Source organism: Neisseria sp. P0014.S009 (assembly GCF_051958155.1).
In the GTDB taxonomy this organism is placed as follows: Bacteria; Pseudomonadota; Gammaproteobacteria; order Burkholderiales; family Neisseriaceae; genus Neisseria; species Neisseria flavescens_C.
Genome location: NZ_JBQCVS010000007.1, coordinates 36342 through 50060 on the forward strand (window position 1 = coordinate 36342; position 13719 = coordinate 50060).

15 protein-coding genes and 1 other RNA gene are annotated in these 13719 nt (G+C 51.1%); all 16 read right to left on the minus strand.

The window, feature by feature from the left end; genetic code table 11:
* Positions 1–72: 72 nt before the first annotated feature.
* The 16 genes from murU to ACTHS4_RS06880 all read right to left on the minus strand — a co-directional run bounded on the left by murU (position 73) and on the right by ACTHS4_RS06880 (position 13714).
* A complete protein-coding gene (murU, locus tag ACTHS4_RS06805) occupies positions 73–768 on the minus strand; it encodes an N-acetylmuramate alpha-1-phosphate uridylyltransferase MurU (RefSeq protein ID WP_070825855.1) in 696 nt (231 codons plus the stop codon).
* Between the two features lie 87 nt (positions 769–855).
* Positions 856–1356 (minus strand): 4-hydroxyphenylacetate 3-monooxygenase, reductase component, encoded by a 501-nt coding sequence (gene hpaC / locus ACTHS4_RS06810; protein WP_070825857.1) that lies wholly within the window; start codon positions 1354–1356, stop codon positions 856–858.
* A 10-nt stretch (positions 1357–1366) separates the two neighbouring features.
* Positions 1367–1804, minus strand: a complete 438-nt coding sequence (gene hpaR, locus ACTHS4_RS06815; protein WP_004520883.1) for a homoprotocatechuate degradation operon regulator HpaR — start codon at positions 1802–1804, stop codon at positions 1367–1369.
* A 339-nt stretch (positions 1805–2143) separates the two neighbouring features.
* Positions 2144–2653, minus strand: coding sequence for a protein disulfide oxidoreductase (locus ACTHS4_RS06820; protein ID WP_199900800.1), 510 nt, complete (start codon positions 2651–2653; stop codon positions 2144–2146).
* An 84-nt stretch (positions 2654–2737) separates the two neighbouring features.
* Positions 2738–3130: a 30S ribosomal protein S9 gene (rpsI, locus tag ACTHS4_RS06825; RefSeq protein ID WP_003681515.1), complete on the minus strand. Its 393-nt coding sequence runs from the start codon at positions 3128–3130 to the stop codon at positions 2738–2740.
* A gap of 12 nt (positions 3131–3142) precedes the next feature.
* Positions 3143–3574, minus strand: a complete 432-nt coding sequence (gene rplM / locus ACTHS4_RS06830) for a 50S ribosomal protein L13 (RefSeq protein ID WP_003684605.1) — start codon at positions 3572–3574, stop codon at positions 3143–3145.
* 179 nt (positions 3575–3753) lie between these two features.
* Positions 3754–3934, minus strand: a non-coding RNA gene (gene ssrS / locus ACTHS4_RS06835) — 6S RNA.
* Positions 3935–3941: 7 nt separating this feature from the next.
* Positions 3942–4244 carry a cell division protein ZapA gene (locus tag ACTHS4_RS06840; protein ID WP_003681511.1) on the minus strand — a complete coding sequence of 101 codons (303 nt, stop codon included), beginning with the start codon at positions 4242–4244 and terminating at the stop codon, positions 3942–3944.
* An 11-nt stretch (positions 4245–4255) separates the two neighbouring features.
* Positions 4256–4579, minus strand: a complete 324-nt coding sequence (locus ACTHS4_RS06845; protein WP_371460275.1) for a hypothetical protein — start codon at positions 4577–4579, stop codon at positions 4256–4258.
* A gap of 74 nt (positions 4580–4653) precedes the next feature.
* The gene (locus ACTHS4_RS06850) at positions 4654–5643 is read right to left on the minus strand and encodes an NAD(P)H-dependent glycerol-3-phosphate dehydrogenase (protein ID WP_004520880.1); all 990 of its coding nucleotides are present in this window, start codon (positions 5641–5643) and stop codon (positions 4654–4656) included.
* Between the two features lie 135 nt (positions 5644–5778).
* Positions 5779–7938, minus strand: coding sequence for a polysaccharide biosynthesis tyrosine autokinase (locus tag ACTHS4_RS06855; RefSeq protein ID WP_371460274.1), 2160 nt, complete (start codon positions 7936–7938; stop codon positions 5779–5781).
* A 26-nt stretch (positions 7939–7964) separates the two neighbouring features.
* Positions 7965–8414, minus strand: coding sequence for a low molecular weight protein-tyrosine-phosphatase (locus ACTHS4_RS06860; RefSeq protein ID WP_070584690.1), 450 nt, complete (start codon positions 8412–8414; stop codon positions 7965–7967).
* 171 nt (positions 8415–8585) lie between these two features.
* Positions 8586–9713 (minus strand): polysaccharide export protein, encoded by a 1128-nt coding sequence (locus ACTHS4_RS06865; RefSeq protein ID WP_371460272.1) that lies wholly within the window; start codon positions 9711–9713, stop codon positions 8586–8588.
* Positions 9714–9756: 43 nt separating this feature from the next.
* A complete protein-coding gene (locus ACTHS4_RS06870; RefSeq protein WP_440365637.1) occupies positions 9757–11658 on the minus strand; it encodes a polysaccharide biosynthesis protein in 1902 nt (633 codons plus the stop codon).
* Between the two features lie 108 nt (positions 11659–11766).
* Positions 11767–12942 (minus strand): DegT/DnrJ/EryC1/StrS family aminotransferase, encoded by a 1176-nt coding sequence (locus ACTHS4_RS06875; RefSeq protein WP_440365638.1) that lies wholly within the window; start codon positions 12940–12942, stop codon positions 11767–11769.
* The gene (locus ACTHS4_RS06880) at positions 12935–13714 is read right to left on the minus strand and encodes a methionyl-tRNA formyltransferase (RefSeq protein WP_070825860.1); all 780 of its coding nucleotides are present in this window, start codon (positions 13712–13714) and stop codon (positions 12935–12937) included. The genes ACTHS4_RS06875 and ACTHS4_RS06880 overlap by 8 nt, the downstream gene beginning before the upstream one ends.
* Between the last annotated feature and the right edge of the window lie 5 nt (positions 13715–13719).

The following is a 13719-nucleotide window of genomic DNA, read 5'->3' on the forward strand; positions in this document are numbered from 1 at the left end:
AAAATGGGTTGCCCAATATTTTCAGACGGCCTTTGATATTGCAAGGGATGTATCGGATACGTCTCTTTTGTTTTACCAGCTTTGGGCGATACGATCGGCTTCTTGCAGGCGTTCGACTGTGCCGACATCCAACCAAAGGCCGTTGTGGTGTTCGCCGCTGATTTGGTTTTGGCTCATGGCCTGACGCAACAGAGGGGCAAGTTTGGCAGCCTGATGCGCCGGGGTATCTTTGAAAAGTGCGGGATGATAAACGCCCACACCGCTGAAAGTCAGGGCTTGGCCGTCTGTGGATGAAGCGGATACCAGGCCGTCTGAAAGCAGGCCGAAGTCGCCTTCGGGATGATGGGGCGGATTGTCCACCAGCCATAAATGGGCGAGAAGGTTGTGTTCCTGCATACGCTGGGCAGCCAGTCGTGCAGCTTGGAAATCAATGTCGGTCAATACATCGCCATTGACGACCAAAAATGGTTCGTCGCCCAAAAGAGGCAGGGCAGTGGCAATGCCACCGGCGGTTTCCAGGCCTCCGGCGCGCTCTGGAGAATAGGCAATGCGCACTCCGTAGTCTGAACCGTCTTTCAAGGTATCTTCGATTTGTTGGCCAAGCCAGGCATGGTTGATGACGATTTCAGTGAAACCGGCCTGTTGCAGGCGGCGTAAGTGCCAGCCGATAAGCGGCGTGCCTGCTACTTCGAGTAAGGGTTTGGGCGTGTGGTCGGTCAGGGGGCGCATGCGTTCGCCGCGACCGGCGGCCAGTATCATTGCTTTCATGGGTGTGCCTATAATGTGTGAAACAGAAAAGGTCTCAGGCCGTCTGAAAAAATGAAACCGATGTTTCAGACGGCCTGAGACCTTTATTTATGCCAAAGATTTGAATTGCCTACGGAAATACAGCAATGCCGGTGCCTGTGTGTCGGTATTGCGGATTTCGTTGATCTGAACGAAAAAGACGTAATGCGTGCCGATTTCGCGTTGATCGACAATGCTGCCGTGCAGGTGCGCCAGCGCGCCTTCGACTTCGAGCTGTCCGGTTTGCCCCCTGTGCCAAATATGGTATTCGAAGCGTTCTTCGGGCGAGAGGTCGGTCAGTCCGGCAAAGTGTTCGGCGACATCCTGCTGGCCGTCGTTGAGTGTGTTGATACACAAATCACGGTTGCCTTGCAGGATGGGAATGATGGCGGATTGGCGGTTGATGCACAGCATGACCGTCGGCGGCTCATCGGTAACGGCAGTTACGGCAGTCATGGTAATGCCATAGCGTCCCGCTTCGCCGTCTGTCGTGATAACGTGCACACCGGCGGCACAGGAGGCCATGGCATCTCGGAAAGAACTCTTGAATGTGTGTGTTGAATCTGTCATCCGGCTCGCTTTATTTTAATGCCTGTTCGATTTTTGCCAGCTCTGCCAAGAGTTCTTTGAGTTGTGCCATTTTTTCTTTGGTAAGGACTTTTTCAATTGCGTCATAGCGCTCGTCAACCAATGCGCCAGTGGACTCATAGAGTTTCTCGCCTTCGGGCGTCAGTTTCAAGTAAACACGGCGTTGGTCGTTGGAAGGCTTCAGGCGCACGGCCAAACCTGCTTTTTCCAAGCGGGTCAGAATGCCGGTCAGGCTGGGACGGAGGATGCAGGCCTGATTGGCCAAATCTTGAAAGTCGAGTGTGCCGTTTTCCGCTAAGAGCCGGATGATACGCCATTGCTGGTCAGTAATATTGGCTTGGTTCAGAATAGGGCGGAATTGGGTCATCAATGCTTCCCGTGCCTGAATCAGACCGATATTGATAGATGCATGTTTAGATTGGTTGGGCATTACTAAGTCTCCGGTGTTATCAAAAATCAAACCGTTGAAGCGTGAGGTAGATTGATAAAGGCGAATATTGCTGTTTTAAGGCTACCGTCGGCAGCCGGGTCATGGGAACAAAAGCATCACTGCCACAATATTAGATGAAGATCTCTAACAGTTTGTTTTGATAATAATGTTTCCAATTGTTCTTATGGTTATATCTTAGTCTATTTTCTTTATAATCTCAACAAAATCATATGTTATTGGGAAAGAGATAGTTTATTTATTTATGAAATGGAATTGGTTGAATATATTCAGGTGAAATTATTCTTTAGATTCTCTATTTTTAGTGGATTTTCAATGAATTTAGCTGAAGATATTTGCCAAGTAAATTCTGATTTTTAAGCCGATATAACTGGAAAGTCCGGATGTGTGATGAATCATTTTGCCATCTTTTAATATGATAATGGTCGGAGTGACGGCTATGTTCCATTTTTGAGCCATCAGGCCGTCTGAATCGTTGAAGTTTGGAAAGGATAGATTGTTTTGTTGCATATGGTGGGCAATGTCCGCGTCACTTCCGGAGCGTAAGGCTACGCCCAGTGTTGGGATATTGTCTTGGTGCAGCTTTTCTATGGTTGATGATGTGTATGAACAAATACGACACCAGCTGCCCCAAAAATAAACAACGGCAACCCGATTTTGGCTGAAGGATTGGAGGGAAGTGGTTTGCCCATCGGTTAAAGTGATGGTTTGTGCTGCCGACTGCAAGGGTTGGTCAGGCTTGCGCACCCAGTCGACAATCAGGGATAAGAAGATGAAGATAATCACAGCCTGAAGCAATGATTTGGCATAGTGGAGCAGGGTTTTCATCATATATTGCGGGGATATTGGATTATTGTTTTATATATGAAAAAAGCCTTGCAGAGCAAGGCTTTTTGATTCGATTCTGAAAACGTATTAACGTTTGGAGAATTGTTTTGCGCGACGTGCTTTGCGCAAACCTGGTTTTTTACGTTCAACTTCACGAGCATCGCGAGTAACGAAGCCTGCTTGAGACAGGGCTGGTTTCAGGGCTGCATCGAAGTCGATCAGGGCGCGGGTAATACCGTGACGGATAGCGCCGGATTGACCGGTTTCGCCACCACCGGTTACGTTAACTTTGATGTCGAAAGATTCGGCATTTTCAGTCAGAACCAGAGGTTGACGTACAACCATGCGGCTGGTTTCACGTGCGAAGAATTCGTCAACGGGACGGCCGTTTACGATGATTTGGCCGGTACCTTTAGTCAAGAATACACGAGCCACTGAACTTTTGCGGCGGCCTGTGCCGTAGTAGTATTTACCGTTCATGTCGTGTCCTTATTATTTCAGTTCCAAAACTTTAGGTTGTTGTGCAGCGTGGCCATGTTCGGCGCCGGCGTACACTTTCAGTTTTTTGATCATAGCGTAGCCCAGAGGACCTTTAGGCAGCATGCCTTTTACGGCTTGTTCCAAAGCGCGGCCTGGGAATTGCTCTTGCATTTCGCGGAAAGTACGCTCGTAGATGCCGCCTGGGAAACCAGAGTGACGGAAGTATTTTTTGTCTTCGAATTTAGCACCGGTCACGCGCAGTTTGTCTGCGTTGATGACGATGATGTAGTCGCCAGTATCAACGTGAGGGGTGTATTCGGGTTTGTGTTTGCCGCGCAGACGGTGTGCGACTTCGGCTGCGACACGACCCAGAACTTTGTCTTCTGCGTCAATGACGAACCATTCGCGCTTCACCTCATGGGGTTTTGCAGAGAAGGTTTTCATGGTTGGAATCCAGATATATATAGAAAGTTATGGATTTTAAAGAGGAGATTGGCTTTTGTCAATCTTAATTGAGTGTGTTTGATGCATGAATATGTGGTTTTTTCAGACGGCCGGAAATCTTTACGAAAGTCTTTACTTAGAAAGGGAAAAGCCACACCTGTCGGTATGGCTTTTTTTAGGGAATCCCCACGAGTGCCGTTTAGGCTGAATCCGCTTGAACCTTGCTGACAAGGCGGTCACCTCGGGTAGTTTCGGGTGCGTCCGATAAACGGACGCTCGCGCCCACTACAACTCCCGGCAACCTAAAGCGAACGTATTGGTTCAAAGGAATATATGCCTTCGCGAACACCGCAGGGAAAAGGGGAAATTAGTTTTGCTCCAAGCGCGCTAGTGCTTTTTGGCACGCGTTGTTCATGTCGGTTATTTTACGCTCAAATTCACCGATTGCCAAATCGTCGTTGAGGGTGGTTTTCAAGAGGTCGTGTACGACGTTGAGGGCTGCCATGACGACGATTTTGTCCGTGCCGACGATGCGGCCGCTTTCTTTAATCGCGTCACTTTTTTTGTTGAGCATTTCAACGGCTTGTAGGAGGGTGGCTTTTTCTTCACTCGGCGTGTTGATGGTGAAGTTGACATTCATGATGTCGAGATTGACTTGTTCGATACTCACGGGGCATCCTTTTATTGTTGTGTTTCTTGGGGCAATCGGGCAATGAGGCTGCGGATTTGGTCTGCACTTTGGGCCAGTGTGTTGCGGTAGTTTTCTTTTTCGACGGTCAGGTTGTCAATTTTGCTTTGCAGGTCTTCTTTGAGTTTGCCGACTTGAACCAGCAAGGCTTCGCTGAGTTCGTCAATGGCAGCGTCGTGTTGGCGTTTTTGTTGCTCTTGCTCGAGTTTGAGTCTGTCGATTTCTTCGTTGAGACGGCGGTTTTCTGAAACCAGCGTTTCAAATTTTTGGACAAGTTGGTAAACGTTGATTTCCAGATTGTTCAGTGATTGGTTCATGTGTTTCCCTTCAGACGGCCTGATGGCCGCCATATTGTGCGTCAGGCCGTCTGAATGGCAGACGGCGCGACAGTTTATTCGAAGCGTGCGCTTCGTTCCATCAGTCGTTCAACGACTTGCTGCGGGGTCATTTCTTTGCGGATGAGTTGCAGCAGGGTTTGAGTGATGGGCATATCGATTTGGTATTTGGCGGCGGTATTGAAGACTTCTTCAATGGTGCTGACGCCTTCGGAAACGTGGCCGATTTCGACAAGCACTTGATGCAACTCTTTGCCTTCTGCGAGGCCGAGGCCGACGCGGCGGTTGCGCGAGAGTGCGCCGGTACAGGTCAGGATAAGGTCGCCGATGCCTGCCAAACCCATCATGGTTTTGGGTTGTGCGCCCATGGCGATGGCAAGGCGGGTGATTTCGGCAAGGCCGCGTGTTACTAAGGCTGCGCGTGCGTTGAGGCCGTATTCGAGGCCGTCTGAAAGGCCAGTGGCAATCGCCATGACGTTTTTAACGGCACCGCCCACAGCGACGCCGATGACGTCGGTGCTGCCGTACAGACGCATTACGTTGGTGTTCAGTTGGGCAGTGGTTTCCTCCACCCAGTCTTTGTTTTCGGAAGCAAACACGACGGCGCAAGGCAGTTGGGCTGCAAGTTCTTGGGCAAAGCTCGGACCTGAGAGAACGCCGATTTTTTTATTGTTAGGCAGGACTTCTTTCAGTACTTGGAAAGTCAAAAGGCCGGTATCTTGTTCAAAACCTTTGCAGGCTGCAAGAACGGGAATATCGGCGGCGTTATGCTGTTTGAGCAGCTCGGCGCTGCTTCTGAGGCCGGCTACGGAGGTAACGATCAGGGCAAGTTGGCTGTCTTTCAGCGCTTCGCCCAAATCGGCGTGAACGGTCAGGGACTCAGGGAAAGGGAAGCCGGGCAGGCCGCGTTTGTTTTCGCGATCTGCTTGCAGGGTGCGGATTTGGTCGGGATTGCGTGTCCAAAGGGCAACTTCATTGTTGTGGTGCGCAAAGTGCAACGCGAGAGCTGTACCCCACGAACCTGCGCCGATGACGGTAATTTTCATGTTTCTCTTCCATATGGGAACGGGGCTTACTTTAAAACAAACGGCTTTGGGGTGCAAGGGCGGCGTTTGTGAAAAATATTTTGTGCCGTTTAAAAAGCCTTAGGCCGTCTGAAAGTTCAGACGGCCTGCTTCGGTTTATGATTTATTGTTACCGGAATGGTAGGCATCGTAGGCGTAGTAGTCGTAGCTGTTGTTGGCTTCGCGCTTCATGCCGTTGAGGACGACACCTTTGATGTTGATGTGGTTTTGTTTGAGGCGTTCGACGCTGGCCTCAAGCTCTCGTGCACGCGTGTGCGCATAACGGCTGATCATCAGGACGGTGCCTGCATGTTGGCCGATGATGACGGCGTCGGTCACGGCCAATACGGGCGGCGTGTCCAAGATGACATAGTCGTAGCGTTGGCGCGCGTGGGCGAGCAACTCGTTGAAACGGTTGTCCATCAAAAGCTCGGACGGATTGCTAGGATAGCTGCCGCTGCTGATGAGGTGGAGGTTTTCAATGCTGGTCTCTTGTACGGCTTTGGCCGGAGCCGCTTTGCCGTTGAGGATGTCAGACAAGCCGAACTCGGGGGTAAGGCCGAAGAGTCGGTCGAGGTAGCCTTTGCGCATATCGGTATCGATAAGCAGAACGCGTTTGCCTGACTGCGCCATTACGGTGGCGAGGTTGGCGGAGATAAAGGATTTACCTGCCTCAGGCGCGGCACCGGTAATCATGAGGACGTTGTTGGGCGCGTCCAGCATGGAGAAGTAGATATTGGTGCGCAGGGCGCGGATGGCTTCTACGGCAGTATCGGCGCGGTCTTCACTGGCCAGCAGATAGTTGGAACGGCCACCGGTTTTCTTGAATTTGCTTTTGAAGAAGTCGCGTTTTTGCTGGGTTTTGGAGTGCGGAACAAGAGCGACGACTTCCAAATTGAGGTTTTCGATTTCTTCGGATGAAGTAATGCCGTTTTTCATGCGGTTACGAATCATCAGCCACAAAGCGGTCAATGAGCCTGCGGCAAGTGCGCTCAGGAGCGTGATGACGGCTTTGCGAGGGGCAACAGGGTTTTCAGGGACATAGGCATAATCGACGATGCGGACATTACCTTGTGCACTGGCTTTCATGATGTTGAGTTCTTGTTGTTTGCTCAACAGTTGGACGTAGGTTGCTTGGTTGGTTTCTACGTCGCGGGTCAGGCGGATAACTTCTTGTTGGGTATTCGGCAACTCGGCGATTTGTTGATTAATTTTGTTTTTAGCGCGCTCGAGAACGGCAAGTTTGTCCAATACGGCTTTATAGGAAGGGTGTTCCGGCGTGTACAGCTCGGCTAAGCCTGCTTCTTCGGTTTTGAGCAGGGTAATTTGGGTTTCGATGCCGGTCAGGCTTTCCAATGCGCCTTTGGACTCGAGCGGAATGTCGAGGGAGCCTGATTGTTGGCGGTAGGCATTGAGTTTGTTTTCAGCGTCTTGCAAGGTTTCTTTCAAGCGTGGCAATTCTTCGCTGATGAAGGCCAAACCGCTGGATGCGACTTGGACGTCGCGTTCACGGTTTTGCGCAACGTAGTTGTCGGCAATGCTGTTGAGGATGACGCTGGTACGTTTAGGGTCGGTGCCGGTAAAGGCAAGGTTGATGATGGGGCTGGTTTTACCTTTGCTGATGACCGCCAGTTTGTTTTGGATATTTTCGATCGCACTGATGCGGGAGAACTTGGTCAACGCAAATTCTTGACCCGGATTGGCCAATATTTGATCGATTTTGAGGATGGTGTGATTGTTGATTTTCAGAGGCACGCCGACCTTGCCTTCGACGACGCGTTTGTCAGGCAGGGTAAGGGTATAGGCCTTGTTGCTTTTGGCGGTCAGCGTGAAGGTTTTGTTGAACCATTCGTCTTGTACGGTAAAGCTGCCGACGGTCAATTTAGGATCGGGGTCGCCGCTGATATTGTGCATCAGGCTGCCGATAACGGGTGTGTATTTGGCTTTGACTTCTTGGTCAAGCTGAAGGTCATCGACGGTTTTACCCAGCACCAAGCGTGATTGAACCAGCTCGACTTCTGCTTCAGACGGCGTGGTTTGGTTGTTGAAGATGCTGTTGATTTCGGTCAGGATTTGGTTTTGTCGCGTTTCAATTTCCAGCATGGCATCGGCACGGTATTGCGGAGTGGATGCCAAGCTGAAGGCTGCGCCAAGAACGCCGCCTGCAAGCAGGGCAGCGAGGATTTTGTATTTATTTGTCCAAATTACGCGCAGCTGTTGGCCGAAGTCGATGTCGTCGTTGTCTGCGCTGTAAGGTATGTAGGTCGTTTTTTTCATTGCTTGCTTTCTTGTTCATGCCGGTTTTATACCGGTTGAGTTTTTCCGTTTAGTTTGGTTTTCCAAGTGTCTGCGGCAGCATTGAGCTGTTCAAAAACGGCTTCAAACATTTCGCTGCTTTGTTTGTATGGGTCAGGTACGGTTTTTTTAGGTAACCATTGGGCAAACAGCATGGTTTTGCTGCGTGCCGGCGAATGGATGTCGGCCACCATATCGATTTGACTGGGCTCCATCACAAGAATCAAATCGGCCTGCTCGCACATTTGGGCGGTCAGCTGGCGTGCCGTATGGCCTGCAACGATAACGCCGTGTTTGAGTGCGGTTTTAATGGCTTGGAAATCGGCATCCTTCCCTGCCAGTGCTTTTATGCCGGCGCTGCTGATTTGATGGCCGGGTAGTTTTTTCTGCATGATCCGCTCTGCTGTAGGGGAGCGGCAGATGTTGCCTAGGCAGACGATGAGTATGTTGTGGTACATGATATTGTTTTCGGTTTATGGTCTGAAAAAAGCGTGAGTCAGACTATAAGATACTGCTTTTCCGTTTGTGCGGTGTGTACGGCTTTTGTATGCCGTTTATGTAATTGGTTTGGATTGTGCGTAATTTTGTATCCTGCTGTCAAACAAGGGTCTGACAGCAGGAACCACTGTTTATTTAAATGTATTGTCGAGGGTGTTGACGTTGCTGATGGAGTTGGTAATTTGTGACATTACGCGGTTCCAACGGGTAACCGGGGCGGCGGTAACGTAAACGGTATCTTCCGAACGCAGTTTGAATTCGCTGCCCAGCGCGTAAGAAGTCGCATCTTTCAGGTTAAGCTGATAGATGTGGATAGGTTTGGCCGCATCTTCTGGTGCGCGGCGGATCACGAATACGCCGGTTGCATCAGCATAGTTTTGGTTCATGCCGCCGACTTCGCCGAGCGCTTGGGTCAGGTTGAGGCCGTGATTGCCGATCGGCAGGGTGGCTTGTTTGCCGACTTCACCCATGATGTAGATTTTATTGTTGCTGCTGTTAGGAACGTAAACGATGTCGCCATGGCTGAGGAGGTGGTTTTGTGACATATCGCCGTATTGCAGCATGTCTTGCAGGGAGAGGGTGCGGTCGACGCCGTTGTGCGTCCATTTGATGTGTTGGGTGTCAGCACTTTGGGTGACGCCGCCTGCTTGGTTGATGGCATCCAAAATGGTCATCGGGATATTGGTAATCGGCAGCTGACCTGCTTGGTTGATGGCACCGGATACTGAAATACGTTGCGAACGGAATTCGGTAACATTGATCGCTACTTGAGGATTTTTAATGTAGCGTTTCAGAAGGCTGGTCAGGGTGTTTTGCAATTCGTCCAAAGTTTTGCCTTTAGCTTGAATTTTGCCTGCCAATGGATAAGTAATATAACCGCCCTCATCTACCCAGGCACCGCGGCTGACTTGGTTGGTTTGCGGGTTGCTTTGCTGGATAGGGGAGTTGAGGTCGGAGTGCGCCCAAACCATGATATTGAGGACGTCGCCGCTGCCGATGCGGTAGCGGTAAGCACTTTTTCTTTGCTCCAAACCTTGGTTGGCTTGGGAAAGTACAGGCGGCTTGCGCATTTTTTCAATCAGATTGGGCGTGATGGGGTAAACGGCAACGCGGCTGTCGAGGTTGGTGTCGGCTGCGGTGTCGGTATCGGTGTAAACAATGGTTTTGGTTCTGGTTTTGATGGTTGAACCAGGAATGACTGTCGTGCTGTTACAGGCAGTCAGTGCGAATAGAATAAGCAGGGAGAGCGTTTTTTTCATGTAGTAGTCCTTGCAGGATGGTGTCCGGGCCGTCTGAAAATGTTCAGACGGCATTATTGTTTTGTTGCCAAACCAAGTCGCAGATACCGTCTTTAGGTACGAAGCCTGTCGGTGCACGCAGCAGAAGCTGGCGCAGGCTGTCTTGGTCGCTTTTTAGGCAGGCAGTATGGAGTTCCGACAGTATGTCAGATAATTGCGTCCATGGAAGCATTACTTCACTGGCGGTCATAATACGGGGATGAGTGGTTTTTTGTACCTCGTCGCCGATGAGCAGTTCTTCATAAAGTTTCTCGCCCGGGCGCAGGCCGGTAATCTTGATTTCGATGTCGCCGTGGGGGTGTTGCTCGTCTTTGACTTTGAGGCCGCTGAGGACAATCATTTGACGGGCAAGGTCGATGATTTTGACGGATTCGCCCATGTCGAGGACGAATACGTCGCCGCCTTTACCCATTGCGCCGGCTTGGATAACCAATTGCGCCGCTTCGGGAATGGTCATGAAGTAGCGGGTAATGTCTTGGTGGGTCAGGGTAATCGGGCCGCCTTCGGCAATTTGTTTTTCAAATACAGGGACAACGGAGCCGGACGAACCCAATACATTGCCGAAACGCACCATGCAGAAGCGTGTTTTTTGCTCCGGCTCGGCGGCAAGCGCTTGCAGGCAAAGTTCGGCCATGCGTTTGCTGGCGCCCATGGTGTTGGTCGGACGGACGGCTTTGTCGGTGGAAATCAAAACAAAGGTGGAAACGCCCGCATCTACGGCAGCCTGCGCGCAGCAGAGTGTGCCGAACACGTTGTTTTGAATGCCTTCGATGGTGTTGAACTCAACCATAGGGACGTGTTTATAGGCTGCGGCATGATAAACGGTGTCAACGTGATAGGCCTTCATGATGCTGCTAAGGCGTTCTTTGTTTTGAACCGAACCCAAAAGCGGCACGACTTCGACTTGGCTGCCTTGCGCGGCTTGGGTTTCGCGCAATTCTTTGTCTATGCTGTACAGGGCAAATTCGGACAATTCAAACAACAGCAGCTTGGTCGGACGGCAGTTGAGAATCTGACGGCAAAGTTCGGAGCCGATAGAACCGCCTGCGCCGGTCACCATCACGACTTTGTCGCTGATGTCGGCGCTCATTAATTCAGGGCGCGGTGCCACAGGGGCGCGGCCGAGCAAATCGACCACAGAGATTTTTTTCAATGAGCTGACGTTGATTTTGCCGTCGACCAAATCTTTCATGCCCGGAATGGTCAGGACTTCGCATTTGTATGCTTCGAGGCGGCGGATGATGTCTTTGCGTTCTTCCGGTGTAGAACTTGGAATCGCCAGCAGAATTTTGCGGACGCCGTAACGGCTGATCAGCATCGGGATTTCATTGGGGTTGTGGACGGCAAGGTCATAGATGACGGTGCGTTGGATTTTCGGGTTGTCATCGACAAAGGCGATGGCCGAGTATTCGTTAACCTGTTTGATGGCTTCCAGTAATTGGCGGCCGGATTGGCCTGCGCCGTAGATGATGACAGGGGTCATCTGTTTGCGGTGATGGTCGGTCAGAATCGCACGCAGGATCATGCGCGAGCTGGTTACGCCGACCACCAAAACTAAGAAATAGACGATGGGCAGGGCAAGGTGTAGTTTTTGTTCAAAAATCAGGGTGGTCAGGCAGAACAAGACCGCTGAAATAATACTGCCGAATGCGGCGGCAGTCAGGACGCGGATGCTGACGAAGCGCGTGACGGCGCGATAGAGGCCGATACGGATGAAAAGGATGATGGTCAGCACAGCGGTGCTACCAAAAGCCAGCCAGTTGGCGATACTCAACCATTCGTCGGAATATTGCACTTTGAGGCTTTGGGCAAACCAAAACGCCACGAATATCATCAAGATATCGTGGATGACGAAGAAGGCTTTTTTAAGGTTGCGCGGCAGAGCCAGCAGGGTTTCCAAGTTCATTTTATATTTCTTGTGTCTGAGTGTTGTAATGTGGCTTGGTACGGATTGTTTGAAGCAGGCTGTTTTATTTTTTCAGACGGCCTAAAGTTGCAGGCCGTCTGAAAATGATTATGCCGTGGCTTCAGTCAATACGGCTTCGATGTTTTCTTTGCAGAACGCAATTTCTTCATCGGTCAGGGTTGGGTGCACCAAGAACATCAGGCTGGTGTCGCCCAACTCGACAGCGTTTTTCAAACGCTCTTTCGGACGCCAAGGCGTGTCATCGAAGGCTTTTTCTAAATACACCTCTGAGCAGCTGCCTTGATAGCATGGGACTTTGCGCGCGGTCAGTTCGTTGACGATGCGGTCGCGTGTCCAGCCGTCTTTCAGGTGTTCAGGTTTGACGAAAACGTAGAACTTGTATTGCGCGTGTTCGATGTAGTCGGCCACTTCGACCAAACGGATGCTGGCAAATTTGCCCAAGCTTTCAGCCAGTTTGGCGGCGTGCGCTTGACGGCGGGCAGTCCATTCGGGCATACGTTTGAGCTGGATGCGGCCGATGACAGCCTGCATTTCCATCATGCGCCAGTTGGTGCCGAAGCTTTCGTGCAACCAGCGGAAGCCGGGTGCGTGTTCGCGGTGGTACACGGCATCGTAGCTTTTGCCGTGGTCTTTGTACGACCACATTTTGCTCCACAGCTCTTTGTCGTTGGTGGTTACCATGCCGCCTTCGCCGCCGGTGGTCATGATTTTGTCTTGGCAGAACGACCAAGCACCGACGTGGCCGATAGAGCCGACGGATTTGCCTTTGTATTTCGCACCGTGCGCTTGGGCGCAGTCTTCGATAACCCACAAGTTATGTTCTTTGGCCAAAGCCATGATGTCGTCCATTTCGGCAGGCATGCCGGCAAGGTGAACCACGATGATGGCTTTAGTGTTTGGCGTCAAAGCGGCTTTGATGGTTTCGGCGCTGATATTTTGGCTGTTCAAATCGACATCGGCGAACACCGGATTTGCGCCGGCAGTCACGATGCAGGATGCGGAAGCCAAGAAAGTGCGCGAAGTGACAATCACATCATCGCCTTGGCCTATGCCCATTGCTTTGAGGGCTACGTCCAAAGCCAACGTACCGTTGGAAAGGGCGACGGCGTATTGTGTGCCGACAAAAGCAGCAAATTCTTTTTCAAATTCGCGACATTCCGTACCTGTCCAGTAGTTGACTTTGTTGGACAGCAGGACTTTGGAAACGGCATCGGCTTCTTCTTGAGTAAAGCTTGGCCATGGGGAGAGTGATGTATTAAGCATTTGTTTTTCCTGCAAAAAGACTGGTTGAGCCTTTGGGGGCGATTTCTTCCAGCAGTTGGCGGTTGATCAGGGTGTATTTCTGACCGTTGATTTCGACGTATGCGCCGTCGTAAGGAGGGAACCAGAAGGCGCGGATTTTTTTCTCGATATTGTCGCCGTCGCGGATTTGTTTCATGGCTTCCATCTCGTCACGGCTGACGTAGCGGCCACCGATGTTTGGCGTGGTCGGCAATTTGGTTTTCGACTCGATGGCGCGGGTGATGATGCGTCGTGCGAAATCTTCCAAGGCCTGCATGGTTTTGCGTTCAAGCGATTGGGCGGTTTCTGTTTCGGCATTGATGGGGAAGCGGTCCACTTCGATGATTTCGCCGGTATCGATGGAAGCATCGACGTAGTGGGCGGTATTGCCCCATTCGTTCAGTTCGTCCATGATGGCCAGGTTGTAGCCGCCTGTGCCTTTGTATTCGGGCAACAGTGCAGGGTGGAAGTTGATCGTGCCTAAAGTCGGAATGCTCAGGAATTCATCACGCAGCTTGCGCCAGTAAAGGACGGACAAGCCCAAATCGTATTTCAGACGGCCTTCTCGCATTGCTTCCAAAGCCGTATCGAAGGTGTACAGGGGCAAGCCCAATTCCTGTGCGGCGGCCGTGGTCGGCGAGCCTTGCAGATGGCTGTCGGTCAAGACGCCGACGATTTCGATATGGTCTTGTTTGGTCAAAAAACGAAGCAGGTTGGCGGAAACCTGTTTACGACCCATAAATAAGATTTTCATGGAGA